This window comes from Planococcus sp. PAMC 21323 (genome assembly GCF_000785555.1).
Taxonomy (GTDB): Bacteria; Bacillota; Bacilli; order Bacillales_A; family Planococcaceae; genus Planococcus.
Genome location: NZ_CP009129.1, coordinates 846,065 through 861,834, shown reverse-complemented (window position 1 = coordinate 861,834; position 15,770 = coordinate 846,065). Strand labels below are relative to the sequence as shown.

Genomic DNA, 15,770 nt, shown 5'->3' with positions numbered 1-15,770 from the left:
CTATGTCGTTCTTTTCCCTCAAAGACCACTCAACAAACTAAAACCCGGTTGTTAAGTGGTACTTTTTACACATTTAATCTAGGAATACAATTTATATATGATAATGGAATATTATTATAACGACAGTTTTCTTGTGTCTTTGTAATCACAGTAGTTACACATATACATCATCCTTTTAGTGCAGTAGATAATGCATGTGCCATCAAACTCGCTACATATTGATCAAAATGTGCGAATCTTGGATCTTGTGTCTGTCCTTTTTTATAACGATAATAAATTTGCTGAACAATTACCGCCAACTTGAAATAAGCAAACGTTAAATAGAAATTCATATCCGATACATCTCGTCCACTTTTTTCACTGTAACTTGCGATAAATTCTTCCCGACTGTAAAAGCCATCCATTACTGTAACGGGTGCCTTCCCTAAGCCCTCTTTTAAAAGCTTTGGATCATCAGACTGAATCCAATAACTCATAGCCGCTCCTAAGTCTGCTAATGGATCCCCAACTGTGGTCATTTCCCAATCAAACAGCCCAGTTATTTCTGAAAAATCTGCTGAAAACAAGGCATTATTCAATTTAAAATCATAATGTATGATTGCTGGTTCTTGTGATATTGGGATATTGCCTTGCAGCCATTCCATTAATTGTTTTACTCCTGTAAGTTGATCTGTTTGCGCACGTTCATAGCGACCAATCCACCCTTCAACTTGTCGCTGCATAAAGCCTTGTGGTTTTGCCATATCTGCTAAATCAGTTTTTTGATAGTCGAGTGAATGGAGTTCAACTAGCAATTCGACCATTTTCTCTGAAATTTTGCGTCCTAACTCTGGAGTTGGGTTTACTCCTTCAGGAAAATCGCTATCCAATACAAAACCATATCGCCTCTCCATCACAAAAAAAGGACTTCCAACAATTGATAGATCGTCAGAAAAAACAAAAGGTTTTGGAGCTGTGTTAAAAAGCGGATGCAAAGCAGATAAAATTTTGTATTCACGTTCCATATCATGTGCTCTAGGTGCAACAGGTCCAAGTGGCGGTCTTCTTAGAACGGCATCCCAATCCCCTATTTGTAATGCGTACGTTAAATTTGAATGTCCTGTTCCAAATTGGCGAACTACGAGCTGTTCTTTTGGTAACCCATTTATTTCCTGGCGTAAAAATTGCTCAAGACGTTGTTTATTGAGTTCTTCTCCTGCTCTTACTGAAATAATCCCATTTTGGTGTTTCTCCATTGTTTCACCTCTTCTAATATCAGTAGGTATTGCCACTTTTATCTAGTTAGAGTAGTTACTTAATGTTAGCGTTGTCATTTATTGAATGCAAGTTGAAGTAAAATATTTTGTAATTATCTAATTTTTATCTTGACGAAAAATGGAAACTGATTTATCGTTAACTTAACTTGACGAAAGAGGTGAGGCATTATGGCTATTTTATTTTTGAATACGCAATTCCAGTTTATAGTGTCTCCTTCTGTGTATCGTTAACGATACGCTTCTTCCATTATGCCTGGAGACCATGGACTGCGAATTGCGCACATCCGTGGTTTTTTATTTTGCATAATTAGGAGGAAATAACATTGACGAAAATTGAACAATATGGCTGGAATTCTAGGTGGCAAGAAAAAATAACAACTTTTAGTACGCCAGGCCGTGTCACACTTGAACATAAAAATATATACCGTGTCGTAACAAATCACGGCGAATGGCTTTGTTCGTTATCAGGAAAATACAGACATCAGCATAGTGGAATCGAATTTCCTTGTGTTGGCGATTGGGTCGTAGTTGAACAAATGCCCGGTGAAGAAAAAGGCATTATCCACCAAGTCCTCCCTCGCACTTCACAGTTTTCTAGAAAAGGAGCGGGCGAAACAGCAGATATCCAATTGATTGCAGTCAACGTTGACTTGGTCTTTCTGGTCATGTCGCTAAACGACGATTTTAATATTCGCCGTTTGGAACGTTATTTATTGGCAGCATGGGATTCAGGTGCTAACCCGATCATTGTCTTAACTAAAAAAGATCAATGCCTAGAGATGGAGCCGTTTATGCAACAAGTGGAAAGCGTCGCTTTTGGAGTTCCAGTTGTTGCAGTGTCTGCCGTTACGAAAGAAGGAATTAACGAGTTACAAAATCATTTGTCCGGTTCAAAAACAGGTGCTTTATTGGGTTCTTCTGGTGTTGGAAAGTCATCACTAATCAATGCTTTGTCTGGCAGTAACAAGATGATGGTACAAACTATAAGAGAAGATGACAGCAAAGGCCGTCATACGACTACTCATCGTGAATTGATTTTACTGCCTGAAGGCGGATTGATGATTGATACACCGGGAATGCGTGAATTTCAGCTTGGTGATTACTCAGAAGGAGTAGAGGTCGGTTTTAATGATGTAGTAGAGTTGGCTCTTTCATGTCGTTTTCGCGATTGTTCTCACCATGATGAACCAGACTGTCGCGTTCAAGAAGCCCTCCGAGATGGAGAATTAGACACAGCACGTTACCAAAGTTATTTAAAACTCAAACGAGAACTCGCTCATATCGAACGAAAAAGCGATGCCGCTGCCCAAAAAGCAGAACGAAATAAATGGAAGCAATTAACCAAAGATTACCGTAAACGTCCTGTGAAAAAACGTTAAAAAAGAGTGCGACGGAAAATTCCGTTGCACTCTTTTTAATTGCGCCCCACTTCTGTGAGTCCGTGTTTTACTGCATACAATGCTGCTTGCGTCCGGTCTTGTACAGCTAATTTGATAAAGATGTTGGAAATATGGGTCTTCACTGTTTTTTCCGTTACAAACAATGCAGATGCGATCTCACGGTTACTTTTACCTTTTGTCAATTCAGCTAGTACTTCTTGTTCTCGTGGAGTCAGCTGATTAATGGTATGTGGAGCTGGTTCAGTTGGAGCTTTTAGAAGTTCTGATGAAGCTTTCGGATGAAGCGTGTTTTCGCCACGCATCAAGCTGCGTAAAGAGGCCACCAACTCATCGGGCTCGATGTCTTTTAATTGGTAACCTGCTGCGCCTGCTTCTATTGCTGGCACTACGTGGTCTTGATCAGAAAAACTAGTCAACATCAACACAATTATATGCGGAAATTGGTTTTTGATCATTCGTGTAGCTTCGATACCATCCATAACAGGCATTACCAAATCCATTAACACAATATCTGGCTGAAGAGTCGCTGCCATTTCCACAGCTTCTTTCCCATTTACCGCTTCTCCTACTACTTCAATATCTTTTTGTGTTTTTAAAAAGAACAGCAACCCTCTTCTGACGACGTGATGGTCGTCTGCAATTAACACTTTCACCATGATCTACACCTCTCTATCAATACGGAATCCGCACTAAAATTTCTGTTCCTTTGCCAATTTCACTCGACCAATCAGCTGTACCACCTTCTGCTTTTGCTCGGTCTTGTATACTTTGAATTCCGATAGAAGGCAAATTTATACTAAGATCAAATGCAAATCCCCGACCTTCATCTTTTAAAACCAATAATACATCGGTTGCTGTCACTGATAAATACAACTCAACTTTGTTGACACCTGCATGTTTGCGAACATTGTTTAAAGACTCTTGTGCAATACGAAATAGGGTTTCTTCAATACGAGAAGGCAATTGAATTACTCCCGTCACTTTTGTTTCTACTGTTATCCCAAGCATTTCTCCGTATCCTTTAATCGCCTCAAGCAAGCCACTTTCAAGTCCTTTTGGACGCAACTGCCAAATCAATGCCCTCATTTCATTTAAAGCTTCCTGCGTTAAATGTTGAATATCACGAAACGTACTTTGAACAGCCACATCTTCAGACATCTCAACTCCGCCACGTGCAGTCAAGGTTACAGAAAACAGCAATTGATTGACCGAGTCATGAAGATCTCTCGCTAGTCGGTTGCGCTCTTTTACTAGTGCCAATTCTTGTTCTTGCTTAGTTAAACCAATTCGCTTGATCGCCGAACCGATTTGAAAAGCGACCGACTCCAATAAAGCCAGTTCATCTTTTGAAAAACCGATGGTATCTGGTGCTGCAATATTCAATAGCCCGAACTTTTCTTCACCTGATTGTAAAGGTACTGTCGCATGATGTGTGATATTGCCTTCAGGACGTGTATTTTCTGGCATAGCATTTTCAATTCGTTGGCACGCGATAATATTGGATGCCTTTTCAAGATCACCGTCATGGTAACGTTTGACGCACCAGCACCCACCTTTTTGCAAATGTCGACAATCATTATCTTCCAACGCTGTTGGCAAATTTGCATGCGCCACCAATTGATGTTTTCCTTTTTCATTAATAAAGAAAATCCAAGCCGTTTCAAAAGTAGAGCCACTTAGTAATTTTCGTATAGCCCCATCAAGCATACGAGACATATCCATTTCTTCGTTCAATAATTCTGCAATTTCTTTTAATAACGTTACATTAGAAGGTTCTTCCACAACTGTTCACCTCACTCAACCTAATTTAACCATACACGTTACCACAAAAAAGCTCACTCGTACTTTTGTCTTAGAAAAGCGCAAGCAGCCATGTAGATTCGACGGGCATAAGACGCACTGGCGAAGTGGCGTTCTTTGCCACACAGCCAGAGTGGCTTATGACCCTAGAATCTGGCTGCTGGAGCCTGGACAAAGAAAATCGGTAGCGCCCGTGTAGCTCTGCCGGGCATAAGGCAGACCGGCGAAGCGGCGTCTTTTGCCGCACAGTCGGACTGACTTATGACCCAAAGAGCTGGGCGCTAGAGTCTAGACATAGAAAAGCGCAAGCAGCCGGATCGATTCGATGGGCACAAGACAGACTGGTGATAACGATGTAAACAAGAAAACAAAAGCCCCCTTTATGAGGGGGCTTTGCTCTTTAACGATTATTGACTTCTTCGACAAATGATTCTTTCAGCAACTCCATTTTTTCATCGCTTTCTTGTTGCGTTTCGGCAGTAATACCGAAATAATATTTTACTTTCGGTTCCGTACCACTTGGACGTACACAAACCCACGAGCCATCTTCTAAGAAATACTTGATTACGTTAGATTGAGGTAATTCGATTTTTTCATTAGTGCCTAACGCAACAAAGCTGCGGTTTTGTGTTTCATAATCTTCTATAGAAACAACTGGAATTCCAGCAATTGCTTCTACTGGCTGTTTACGCAAGTTTTCAAGCAATGCGGAAATTTCGCGTGCTCCATCGATGCCTTTTTTTGTAATAGATACGAGTGATTCACGGTACCATCCGAATTTATTATACAATTCGATTAAGACGTCATGCAGATTTTTACCTTGCTTTTTGTAAAACGCTGCAGCTTCAACAAGCAGTAACACGGATTGTACTGCGTCTTTATCCCGTGCGAAATCACGGATCAAATAGCCGTAACTTTCTTCATAGCCGAATAAAAACTTGAATTTTGGATTCTCATCATTATGTTTTAATTTTTCCCCAATAAATTTAAAGCCGGTTAAAACATCCTCAGAACTTACGCCGTAAGACTCTGCGACGACGCGACCAAATTCCGACGTAACGATGGTTTTAAAAATACGACCGTTTTCAGGAAGTGTACCTTTTTGTTGTTTTTGGCTTAATAAGTACTCGATTAAAATAGCGCCAGTTTGGTTTCCACTCAATAATTCATAATGGCTACCACTCCAAACAGCAATTCCAACGCGGTCTCCATCCGGATCAACTGCAATCAGCAAGTCTGCTCCTGATTTCTTGCCATATTCTTTGGCTAATTCAAAGGCAGAACCTTCTTCGGGATTTGGAGAAGTGACCGTTGGGAATTCTCCATCTGGTTGCATTTGTTCTGTTACATAAGTAATTTGGTCATAACCTGCTTTGTCGAGTAGGCGTTTGACCGTTGCACCCGATGCACCATGAAGTGGTGTAAAGACGGCTTGAATCGGACTTGCTGAATGTTCTTGCACTGTTAATGCATTGCTAAGATAGGCTTCATCTAATTTTTCATCAATTCGAACAAGTAATGAATTGTCGAATTGATTGTTCACAATAGATAATTCATCTTCAACACGGCCTACATAGTCAATAACACGATCTGCATCTTCAAGATTTAATTGAGCACCATCTTCACCGTATACTTTATAGCCATTGTATTCCGGTGGATTGTGACTTGCGGTAATAACAATTCCCATAAATGCATTTAAATAACGAACACTAAACGACAACTGTGGCGTTGTTCGAGGCCCACTATATAAATACGTGTGAATGCCATTTACTGCAAAGGTTCGTGCTGCTTCTTCTGCAAACTCTGGAGACATACGGCGACTGTCATAAGCAATAACCATCCCGCGAGACATTGCCAGTTCTCCATTTTCTTTTATGTAATCAGCGATTCCTTGCGAAGCTTTTCGGACCGTATAAACATTCATTCGGTTTGTACCAGGTCCAATTTCACCACGCATTCCTCCAGTACCGAAAACTAAGTCTTGATAAAAGGCATCTTCTGCTGTTTTTTCATCTTCTTTTAAAACATTCAAAGATTGACGTGTTTCTTCATCAAGAGATGTATGGTCTAACCAACGTTGAATACGTTCTTTCCATGACATAACTATTCCTCCATTCATATTGTTAGTCGTTGGACTAATCTTTCTGGCTTATTACTAACATTCTACATAAAGCATGTACTTTCCTTCATAAACCGGACGGTAAACGGCTCGATTAAGGTGTAAAAGTGCTTTTTTAAGATAAACTCTAGTTTATCAAATTTCCCACAGAAAAACCGCTCCCATTTCTGGGAGCGGATGTTTTAGTCCTTTTTGTATTCTACACGATAAACATCATGGCGACGGTCTTTTAATTGCTTAACCGTACCGTTTTGACGTTGACGACGCAAGATTTCTAAATCGACATCGCCAATTAACACCATTTCCAGATTTGGATTGGTTTCCCCAACAATGCCATCACGTGCAAATTCAAAATCTGATGGTGCAAAAATACCGGACTGAGCATATTGAATATCCATATTTTCAGTTTGTGGCAAGTTTCCGACCGTACCAGAAATGACTGTGTAAATTTGATTTTCCACAGCACGTGCTTGTGCACAATAACGAACACGTAAATAGCCTTGACGATCTTCTGTACAGAATGGCGTAAAAATAATGTTGGCGCCCATATCTGTCGCAATGCGTGCTAGTTCTGGGAATTCAATATCATAGCAAATTTGAATGGCGATTTTCCCGCAATCTGTATCGAATACGCGAACCGAATCTCCTGCAGAAATGCCCCACCATTTACGTTCGTTTGGCGTAATATGAATTTTGTATTGCTTGTCAATCGAACCGTCGCGACGGAATAAATAAGCAATGTTGTAAATTTCATCGTCTTCTTCTTTAACAAAATGAGAACCGCCGATAATATTGATATTATAGCGAACTGCTAAGTCAGTAAACAACTCGATATATTGTGGTGTATACTCTGTTAGTTTACGAACAGCTTGACTTGGTGATGGCTCGTTTAAGAACGACATTAACTGCGTAGTAAAAATTTCAGGGAATACAACAAAGTCTGAATGTGCATCTGATGCAACATCTACAAAATATTCTACCTGGTTAGCTAAGTCATCGAATGACGTAATCGCACGCATTAAATACTGCACGACACAAATACGAACCGGCAAACTCGTTTTAAAGTGACGCTTGGAAATCGGTTTGTAATCAACGTTGTTCCATTCCATTAAGGTCGCATATTTGCCTGATGCTACATCGTCCTGTAAATAGTTCGGGTTAATGCGCATCAATTGGAAGTTATTCATTAATTGGAAGGTTAAAACAGGATCGTAAATCTTATGCCGGGAAACAGAATCTACATATTCACGTGGAGACATTTCATCTGCATGTTTATGATAATTTGGAATGCGCCCACCAATAATAATCGATTTTAAGTTTAACTCGCGCGCTAGCTCTTTACGGGCTTCGTATAAACGCTGTCCGACTTTCATCCGGCGATATTCTGGATGCACCATTACTTCAATTCCGTACATATTGTAACCATCGGGATTGTGATTTGTTATGTAACCAGCATCTGTCACATCGTCCCATGTATGGCGGTCATCGTATTCATCAAAGTTAATAAGCAAACTCGAACATGAACCAATAACTGTTCCATCTAACTCAGCTACGAGCTGACCTTGTGGAAAGACGCCTAAATGGCTTCTTAATTGTTCTTCTTTCCATGGATCCATACCGGGAAAGCATAATCGCTGCATTTCCAAGATGGGGTTTATATCGGCATAAGTCATTTCACGAATGATCATGCTTTTTTCAAAATGGGATAGATCAAATTGTTCTGACACAGCACAGCTCTCCTTCACAAAAGTTTCATACTTTATTATATCGGATAGTCGCTCAGGTTGATATTATTTTACATGTCTCTTGATTACAATTATAATTCTATGGAAACAATTTTTGAAAAGAGGGACTACAAAATGACCAAACGCCAGGAAAATATTTTGCTGTCCATGTGGATTGTAGCGCTCGTTGCTACGGCAGGTTCACTTTATTTTTCTGAAATTCGCGATTATGCTCCATGTGAACTTTGCTGGATTCAACGTATTTTCATGTATCCACTAGTTATTGTTCTAGGTATCGCTTTTGTACAGAAAAATGTTCGAATTGCAACGACTGCATTGGTTTTTTCAGTTATTGGTGGCGGAATTTCCATTTACCACTATAGCTTGCAAAAGCTCGATTTTTTAGCAGATGCTGCACCTTCTTGCGGACTTGTTCCGTGCACTGGAGAATACATCAATGTCTTCGGCTTTATTACCATTCCTTTACTAGCGCTTACCGCATTTATTTTAATCGCAGGAATGAGCATTTATTTATTGAAAACCCTTAAGGAGGAAAAGTAAAAATGAAGAAATTATTAATCATCGCTGGAATCGTCGTAATCGTTTTCGTCGGAATTATTTTATTAACTAACCAAGCAAACGATGAAAAATTGGCGAATAATCCTTATGATACAGAAGATTTGAACCAAGCAACTATTGATCAACTAGATGACGAGAATTATCAAAACATTGTCTTACCAGCGGACTTAGAAAAAGAAATTGCAAGCGGCGAGCCGACAACTGTGTATTTTTACAGCCCATTATGTAGCTATTGCCAGCAAACGACGCCTATTTTAATGCCAGTGGCAGAAGACATGGATGTAGACGTTTTGCAGTATAATCTGTTAGAGTATGAAGAAGAAGCTGCACCATACCAGATTGAAGCAACGCCAACTTTGGTTCATTATGAAGATGGTAAAGAAGTTTCGCGTTGGGTCGGCGCACAGCCGAAAGAAAATATTGAACTATTTTTCAATGATGTAGTTAAAAAATAACTGACAAAAGGATCATGTGCCTTGCGCATGATCCTTTTTTTTGGAGGAAACCGAATGACGTGGAGTTACGAAATTAAAGACGAAGGTATGACCGTAGAAGAATTACTAAGAACTGAATGGGGCCTTGGAAAAAAAGTAGTTCACCAAATGCGTATGGCCAAAAGCGTAAAAAATGACAAATTCCAAGAAGTCATTTGGAAAGAACCATTGCCAAAAGGAACTGTCTTGCAATTTGACTTGCCACCCGCAGATTCACCTTACGAACCTAAACACGATGTCGAGCTACCGGTACTTTTTGAAGACGATCATTTTATCGTGGCTCGTAAACCAAAAGGTATGGCGACACACCCGAACGAAGTCGGCCAAACAGATACGTTTATCAATGCCGTTCTTGGCCACATTATCCGCAATGGTGGATCATATGGCGAGCATGTACACCGCTTAGATCAAGGAACTTCTGGTTTATTGATGGTTGCTAAACACCCTGTTGCAAAAAATGTATTGGATCGCATGTTAGAACAAAAACAATTGGTTCGTGATTATGAAGCTGTCGTTAAAGGTAAAGTTCATAATAAATCTGGCACAATTGATTTTGCAATTGGCCGCGATCGTCATCACCCGACACGTCGCATGGTTTCACAAACGGGCCAAAGCGCTGTCACGCATTACCGCGTGTTAAAGTTAATGGAAGGCAAATCTTTGCTTCACTTAACACTTGAAACAGGTCGCACTCACCAAATTCGTACACATCTTTCTCATATCGGACACCCGATTGTTGGAGACACATTATACGATGGACCGCCTACACAAGATGGTGCCTATCACTTACATGCATTCCGTATGTCATTCATCCACCCGTTCACTAATGAAAAAGTAGTGGTTGAAGATACTGCAAGATAATAAAAAGAACGAAGAAAAGGATTTCCTTTTCTTCGTTCTTTTTGATTTCAGCTACCTAAGTAGCTTATCTTTTATACCTTAATGTCATCCGGATTTGTTCCGCTTCGCCAATCTTGGTTTAACTCATCAATCATTTTCATTTCTTCTTGCGATAATGAAAAATCAAATACGTGCGCATTTTCTTGAATACGTGAAGGTTTTACAGATTTTGGAATAACAATTAAACCACTTTGTAAATGCCAACGAATAATCACTTGTGCAATTGATTTATTGTGTTGTTTGGCAATTTCTGATATCACTGGGTCTTCTAATAGACGACCTCTTGCAAGTGGTGACCATGAAGTAATAGCAATGTCATTTTCCTCACAAAAATTACGTAACGGAACTTGCGTTAATTGTGGATGCAACTCAATTTGATTGACCATTGGTTTTGTATTAGCCGTTGCTAAAATTTTCTCTAGATGATGCTCATGGTGATTTGAGACTCCGATTGAACGAACTAGTTTTTCATCATAAAGTCGTTGTATCGCGCGATACGTATCGACATACTTCCCTTCGATTGCCCAATGTGTCAAATAAAGGTCTAAATAATCAAAGTCAAGACGCTTTAATGATGCTTCAAATGCTCTCAATGTTTCGTCATAACCTTGATCGGTATTCCAAACTTTTGACGTGATAAATAAGTCTTCGCGCTCTACACCAGAATTTCGAACGGCCTCTCCTACTTCGGCTTCGTTATCGTAAATTGTCGCGGTATCAATTGCTTTATAACCTTCTCCGATAGCTGCAATCATCGCTTCTACTGCGGCTTCTTTGTCAGTCATTTTGTAGACACCTAATCCAAAGCGCGGCATTTCGACTCCATTATGTAATTGTTTTGTTGAATTGATTGTTAGGTCCATTCATCATCATCCTTTCTCCTTTCTATTGTACAAATAATATTAGATTAATTCGACTTTTAGGATTTCGTTGGAAGTTCTTGCACTCTTTGAATAGAACGAATAATATATATCATGTTGTTTAAAATTGTTCGTGTTTTAGGAGGAGCTACATATGTTTCATTTAAAAGAAAATAATACTACGATAAAGACGGAAATCACTGCTGGTATGACGACTTTTCTGACGATGGCTTATATCGTCATCGTCAATCCTGTCATTTTAGGTGCAGCGGGCGTACCATTTGATCAAGTTTTTTTAGCAACGATTATCGCCGCTGTAATCGGAACTTTATGGATGGCGTTAGCTGCCAATTACCCTATCGCCATTGCACCTGGTATGGGTTTAAATGCTTATTTCACTTCAATGGTACTCGGTTCAGGTGGTGCAATCGACTATGTAACTGCCTTTGCAGCAGTTTTTGTTGCGGGCCTCATTTTCATCCTATTGTCGTTAACTTCTTTAAGAAAAGTGTTAATCCAAGCCATTCCTGAAAACTTAAAACATGCAATCACAGCAGGAATTGGTCTATTTATCGCTTTTATCGGTATGAGACTGAGCGGTTTAATAGTTGCTAATGATGCTAACTTGGTTGGATTAGGTGATTTAACGTCCCCGTTAGTCGCATTAACACTACTCGGCTTACTAATTACCGTAATCTTTATGTCCTTAAATATTCACGGCGGTATTTTTTACGGCATGATTATTACCGGAATAGTTGCCTTTTTTACAGGTCAATTAAAATTTGATGCTGGATTAATAAAGCTTCCTTCTTTACCGGAAGGAATCCTTATTTGGAATCCTGTAGAGGCCATTCAATTAGTTATTGAGTTCGGCCTATACGGTGTCGTTTTCTCATTTCTACTCGTTACGTTATTTGACACCACAGGTACGATGATCGGAGTTGCTAAGCAAGCAGGTCTCATGAAAGACAATAAAATGCCAAGAATGCGCCAAGCTTTGTTAGCCGATTCAATCGCAGCTACAGCTGGTGCAATGGTTGGTACAAGCCCAACTTCTGCTTATGTTGAATCTTCTGCAGGTGTTGCAGCTGGTGGGCGCACAGGTTTGACAAGTTTAACAGTCGCTATATTGTTTATTGTCGCAGCATTTTTCGGACCTTTAGTTGGCTCTTTATCAAGTGTCGCCGCTATCACAGCACCCGCTTTAATCATTGTTGGTAGTTTAATGATCGACTCTGTTAAACACATTGAATGGGAAAAATTCGACGAAGCGTTTCCTGCATTTCTGATTGTCCTTGCGATGCCTTTAACATCGAGTATTGCAACGGGCATCGCTTTCGGATTTATATCTTATCCGTTGATGAAAGTTTTCAAAGGACAAGGAAAATCAGTGCATCCTATTCTTTATATCTTTGCCATTTTGTTTACCATTCAACTATTGATTGCTCCTCATTGATTAGTAGACATAAAAAAACCGCCATTTGGCGGTTTTTTTGGTTATACTCTGTTTCTAGTAAATGTTGCTGACAGCAATAACACTGCTGCCGTAATCAAATGGAATACCCAACCTACGCCTGGTATCCATGCAATTGTACTTGTAATGACTCCAAGAATTGAACCTGCTTTTGGTGAATATTCGCGGAAGCAAAAGAATAAAGTAATGGCATGAAGTACAAACATCACGCCTAAAGCTGTATAGCCTGTACTAATGACAAAGCCCCCGCCTATTAATGGAATCGCTAGAAATGCTTCAGCTAAACCTGTAAACCAAAGCAATGCGACAGAAATTTTCATTTTCATATTATTTCATCCCTTCTATAACTGTTGTTGTCTTCTTTATACGATTGAATACGAAATAAGTTTCATTTTTAACAGACCGTCAGAAATTATCCACATTTCAATCCATGTTGTATATTTCATTTTTCCCGCTTGTAAGCTATACTAAACAAAGATGCACATTTCAAGGAGGTCATACTTATGAACTTAATCCTTATTTTAGGTATTTGTGTTTCGTTCTTAGTAGCTATTTTTACTGCTGGATACGATGACAAGCCTGGAACAAACGAAAGAGAATAGTGTAAAAGGACAGCGAAATTCGCTGTCCTTTTTTTTATTCTAAGCCAGGGTAATCTTGTTGGCGTAACGCTTCATACATTAAAATGGATGCCGTATTTGATAAATTGAGCGAACGGATATTGTCATTCATCGGAATACGTAAACAATGATCTGGGTTTTGTTCAATCAATTCTTTAGGCAATCCTTTTGTTTCTTGTCCAAAAACAAAGAAATGGTCTTTTTCTCTATCAGAATAATCATAAGACGTATGTGTTTTTGCACCAAATTTCGTAATATAATAAAATGCTCCGTCTTTGTAACGATCAAACAACTCCTGCAATCCATCGTAATAATGAATATCGACATGCTCCCAATAATCAAGTCCGGCACGTTTCAACATTTTATCGTCTGTTGAAAAACCTAGTGGACGTATTAAATGTAACTTTACACCTGTCCCTGCGCATGAACGCGCGATATTTCCTGTATTCGCTGGTATTAGCGGTTGGTACAACACAATATGAATAGCCAAATCTGTCACTTATCCTTTCGATCTTTCAGCAAAAAATGCCAATCCTTTTTGAATTTCTTCTTGTACTTCTCTATCTTTTTCATTTTCCTCTGCTTGTTGTAAAGCAACTAACCCTTCGGATGTTCCGATTTTGCCAATTGCCCATGCTGCAGTTCCTCGAATAACGGGTCTCTCATCACTGTCGAGCAATTGAATCAAAACAGGTATAGCAGCTGTTTCTTTAAAATGTGCTAACGCCAAAATAGCATTTCGCTGAATCGGTTTTTTGCCTCGCCACGATCCGGACACATAACCAAACTTATCTTTAAACTCACGATTAGAGATTGTTAACAATGGCAGCAATAAGGGTTTCGCAATTTCTGGATCTGGCTCAAACTCTGCATGAATTTGATTGGCTTTACGCTTGTTTTTTGGACAAACCGTCTGACACGTATCGCAGCCATACAATCGGTTGCCGATTTTGCCACGAAATTCATCTGGTAAAAATCCTTTCGTTTGCGTTAAAAACGAAATGCAGCGCTGAGCGTTTAATTGACCCGCTTCAACTATAGCACCTGTTGGACAGCTATCGATACAAAGACGACAATCGCCGCATTGATCTTCCATTGGCTCATCAAATCGAAATGGAATATTGGTAATCATTTCACCAAGATATACGTATGAACCAAATTCTGGCGTGATAATATTGGTGTTTTTGGCACTCCAGCCAATTCCTGCACGTTCTGCTACTGCACGGTCAGAAAGCTCACCTGTGTCCACCATTGATCGCATTCGTGCTTCTGGGTAACGTGAAGCGATAAATGCTTCTAATAGCGTTAAACGCTCTCTCAGTGCCGCATGATAGTCTTTCCCCCAAGAAGACCGGGAGAAAATTCCTCTCCGTGCACCTTTGACTCCTTGCGGTGCATCCTTCATTCGGGATGGATAGGCGATCGCGATTGCAATAATACTAACTGCTTCGTTCAATAGTAATTCCGGTCGCGTACGTTTTTCCACGTCTGACTCTTCAAATCCAGACTGATAATTTAATTGTTGCTGACGAATCAATTGATGCTTCAAGCTATAAAAAGGTTCTGCTGAGGCAAAACCGATTTTATCAATTCCGATATCCGAGGCATACGCAACAAGCTCTTTTTGAAATTGATCAAGATTCATGTCGTAACCCCTCACTCAATTCTATGATACGATAATAAAAACCCCTAATGAAAGGAAGATTGCAATGAAGCTGACAATCGATCCTCAAATAAACGAAATTCTAGGCGATTTTAAAATTGGTGTCATTCATTATAACAATATCACCGTTTCCGATTCACCTCAAATGTTAAAAGGCCGTTTGCAACTTTTTCAGGAACAATTATTTTTTGAGTTGGAAGATAAAGAATTCACAGATTTTCCTGGACTGCTCGAATGGCAACTAATTTGGAAAGCATTAGGTGCCGACCCTAGCCGTTACCGACCATCTGCTGAAGCATTATATCGTCGTATTAAAAAGCAAAATTATTTATCAGTCGTCGATTCTGCTGTCGACATGAATAGTTTTTTGTCGCTACAATACGAAATCCCACTAGGTCTTTACGATGCTGATAAAATTTCAGGTGATATTGAAATCACGGTTGGAACTAGCACAGACCGCTTTGAGGGCTTAAATAACCGCACCAATACATTGACTGGCATTCTCGTATCCAAAGACGATGAAGGTGCGTTCGGTAGCCCTTATGTCGATTCTAAACGGACGGCTGTTACAGAACAGACAAAAAATGCAGTACATATTTTTTATCTGCGTCCTTCTATGGAAAAAGATACAGCTTTGCAGCTGCTAACCGCTGCTTCAAATATGTTTACCGGCATTAACGGCGGAGACGCTGAGATTTATGTAGTTTAATTTACTCAACAAAAAGACGGGTGCTTACATATAAGCATTCGTCTTTTTATGCTATTTTCCCAAGAACTCTTATGTATAACTTCAATGACTTTGCCGTTTAGGCATATTCTTTTCTATTTACTCAAAAATGCAGTAAACTCTTCTTACATTAATTAGTAAAAGAGGGGTCCAT

General features: G+C 39.6%; 15 protein-coding genes. 6 read left to right on the top strand and 9 right to left on the bottom strand.

The window, feature by feature from the left end; all coding sequences use genetic code 11:
- Positions 1 to 167: 167 nt before the first annotated feature.
- Positions 168 to 1,235 (bottom strand): phosphotransferase family protein, encoded by a 1,068-nt coding sequence (locus PLANO_RS04310; RefSeq protein ID WP_038703273.1) that lies wholly within the window; start codon positions 1,233 to 1,235, stop codon positions 168 to 170.
- A gap of 344 nt (positions 1,236 to 1,579) precedes the next feature.
- Between PLANO_RS04310 and rsgA the strand changes: the two genes are divergently transcribed.
- Positions 1,580 to 2,635: a ribosome small subunit-dependent GTPase A gene (gene rsgA, locus PLANO_RS04305; RefSeq protein WP_038703272.1), complete on the top strand. Its 1,056-nt coding sequence runs from the start codon at positions 1,580 to 1,582 to the stop codon at positions 2,633 to 2,635.
- A gap of 35 nt (positions 2,636 to 2,670) precedes the next feature.
- On the opposite strand, the gene PLANO_RS04300 is transcribed toward rsgA, so the two are convergent.
- The 4 genes from PLANO_RS04300 to PLANO_RS04285 form a co-directional block, all read right to left on the bottom strand.
- Positions 2,671 to 3,312, bottom strand: coding sequence for a response regulator (locus tag PLANO_RS04300; RefSeq protein ID WP_038703271.1), 642 nt, complete (start codon positions 3,310 to 3,312; stop codon positions 2,671 to 2,673).
- 16 nt (positions 3,313 to 3,328) lie between these two features.
- Positions 3,329 to 4,378 (bottom strand): GAF domain-containing sensor histidine kinase, encoded by a 1,050-nt coding sequence (locus tag PLANO_RS04295; RefSeq protein ID WP_231554773.1) that lies wholly within the window; start codon positions 4,376 to 4,378, stop codon positions 3,329 to 3,331.
- Between the two features lie 478 nt (positions 4,379 to 4,856).
- Positions 4,857 to 6,557, bottom strand: a complete 1,701-nt coding sequence (locus PLANO_RS04290) for a phospho-sugar mutase (protein ID WP_038703269.1) — start codon at positions 6,555 to 6,557, stop codon at positions 4,857 to 4,859.
- Positions 6,558 to 6,757: 200 nt separating this feature from the next.
- A complete protein-coding gene (locus tag PLANO_RS04285) occupies positions 6,758 to 8,302 on the bottom strand; it encodes a carbon-nitrogen hydrolase family protein (RefSeq protein ID WP_008495983.1) in 1,545 nt (514 codons plus the stop codon).
- 132 nt (positions 8,303 to 8,434) lie between these two features.
- Here PLANO_RS04285 and PLANO_RS04280 point away from each other — a divergent pair, with 132 nt between their 5' ends.
- Genes PLANO_RS04280 through PLANO_RS04270 form a run of 3 tightly spaced genes read left to right on the top strand, consistent with a single transcriptional unit; the run spans position 8,435 to position 10,233 of the window.
- Positions 8,435 to 8,860, top strand: a complete 426-nt coding sequence (locus tag PLANO_RS04280; RefSeq protein ID WP_038703268.1) for a disulfide oxidoreductase — start codon at positions 8,435 to 8,437, stop codon at positions 8,858 to 8,860.
- 2 nt (positions 8,861 to 8,862) lie between these two features.
- A complete protein-coding gene (locus PLANO_RS04275; RefSeq protein ID WP_038703267.1) occupies positions 8,863 to 9,333 on the top strand; it encodes a thioredoxin family protein in 471 nt (156 codons plus the stop codon).
- A gap of 54 nt (positions 9,334 to 9,387) precedes the next feature.
- Complete coding sequence (locus PLANO_RS04270; protein ID WP_038703266.1) at positions 9,388 to 10,233, top strand: RluA family pseudouridine synthase; 846 nt, start codon at positions 9,388 to 9,390, stop codon at positions 10,231 to 10,233.
- 71 nt (positions 10,234 to 10,304) lie between these two features.
- Here the strand turns inward: PLANO_RS04270 and PLANO_RS04265 are convergent, their stop codons facing one another.
- Positions 10,305 to 11,135 (bottom strand): aldo/keto reductase, encoded by an 831-nt coding sequence (locus tag PLANO_RS04265; protein WP_038703265.1) that lies wholly within the window; start codon positions 11,133 to 11,135, stop codon positions 10,305 to 10,307.
- A gap of 151 nt (positions 11,136 to 11,286) precedes the next feature.
- Here PLANO_RS04265 and PLANO_RS04260 point away from each other — a divergent pair, with 151 nt between their 5' ends.
- Positions 11,287 to 12,588, top strand: coding sequence for an NCS2 family permease (locus tag PLANO_RS04260; protein WP_038703264.1), 1,302 nt, complete (start codon positions 11,287 to 11,289; stop codon positions 12,586 to 12,588).
- A gap of 41 nt (positions 12,589 to 12,629) precedes the next feature.
- Here PLANO_RS04260 and PLANO_RS04255 read toward each other — a convergent pair whose 3' ends face one another.
- From PLANO_RS04255 to queG, 3 genes are all read right to left on the bottom strand, one after another.
- Positions 12,630 to 12,932: a hypothetical protein gene (locus PLANO_RS04255; RefSeq protein WP_081976626.1), complete on the bottom strand. Its 303-nt coding sequence runs from the start codon at positions 12,930 to 12,932 to the stop codon at positions 12,630 to 12,632.
- A 310-nt stretch (positions 12,933 to 13,242) separates the two neighbouring features.
- Positions 13,243 to 13,716 (bottom strand): tRNA (uridine(34)/cytosine(34)/5-carboxymethylaminomethyluridine(34)-2'-O)-methyltransferase TrmL, encoded by a 474-nt coding sequence (trmL, locus tag PLANO_RS04250; RefSeq protein WP_038705372.1) that lies wholly within the window; start codon positions 13,714 to 13,716, stop codon positions 13,243 to 13,245.
- A 9-nt stretch (positions 13,717 to 13,725) separates the two neighbouring features.
- A complete protein-coding gene (queG, locus tag PLANO_RS04245) occupies positions 13,726 to 14,871 on the bottom strand; it encodes a tRNA epoxyqueuosine(34) reductase QueG (RefSeq protein WP_038703263.1) in 1,146 nt (381 codons plus the stop codon).
- A 64-nt stretch (positions 14,872 to 14,935) separates the two neighbouring features.
- On the opposite strand from queG, the gene PLANO_RS04240 reads away from it, so the two are divergent.
- Positions 14,936 to 15,598, top strand: coding sequence for a B3/B4 domain-containing protein (locus PLANO_RS04240; RefSeq protein ID WP_038703262.1), 663 nt, complete (start codon positions 14,936 to 14,938; stop codon positions 15,596 to 15,598).
- Positions 15,599 to 15,770: the final 172 nt, after the last annotated feature.

What these genes read in the sequence shown, in the direction of transcription:
- PLANO_RS04255 (WP_081976626.1), bottom strand. Translation starts at nt 12,932, where the DNA reads ATGAAAATGAAAATTTCTGTCGCATTGCTTTGGTTTACAGGTTTAGCT.
- PLANO_RS04240 (WP_038703262.1), top strand. Translation starts at nt 14,936, where the DNA reads ATGAAGCTGACAATCGATCCTCAAATAAACGAAATTCTAGGCGATTTT.
- PLANO_RS04300 (WP_038703271.1), bottom strand. Translation starts at nt 3,312, where the DNA reads ATGGTGAAAGTGTTAATTGCAGACGACCATCACGTCGTCAGAAGAGGG.
- PLANO_RS04265 (WP_038703265.1), bottom strand. Translation starts at nt 11,135, where the DNA reads ATGGACCTAACAATCAATTCAACAAAACAATTACATAATGGAGTCGAA.
- PLANO_RS04280 (WP_038703268.1), top strand. Translation starts at nt 8,435, where the DNA reads ATGACCAAACGCCAGGAAAATATTTTGCTGTCCATGTGGATTGTAGCG.
- PLANO_RS04295 (WP_231554773.1), bottom strand. Translation starts at nt 4,378, where the DNA reads ATGGATATGTCTCGTATGCTTGATGGGGCTATACGAAAATTACTAAGT.
- PLANO_RS04275 (WP_038703267.1), top strand. Translation starts at nt 8,863, where the DNA reads ATGAAGAAATTATTAATCATCGCTGGAATCGTCGTAATCGTTTTCGTC.
- PLANO_RS04270 (WP_038703266.1), top strand. Translation starts at nt 9,388, where the DNA reads ATGACGTGGAGTTACGAAATTAAAGACGAAGGTATGACCGTAGAAGAA.
- queG (WP_038703263.1), bottom strand. Translation starts at nt 14,871, where the DNA reads ATGAATCTTGATCAATTTCAAAAAGAGCTTGTTGCGTATGCCTCGGAT.
- PLANO_RS04260 (WP_038703264.1), top strand. Translation starts at nt 11,287, where the DNA reads ATGTTTCATTTAAAAGAAAATAATACTACGATAAAGACGGAAATCACT.
- PLANO_RS04290 (WP_038703269.1), bottom strand. Translation starts at nt 6,557, where the DNA reads ATGTCATGGAAAGAACGTATTCAACGTTGGTTAGACCATACATCTCTT.
- PLANO_RS04310 (WP_038703273.1), bottom strand. Translation starts at nt 1,235, where the DNA reads ATGGAGAAACACCAAAATGGGATTATTTCAGTAAGAGCAGGAGAAGAA.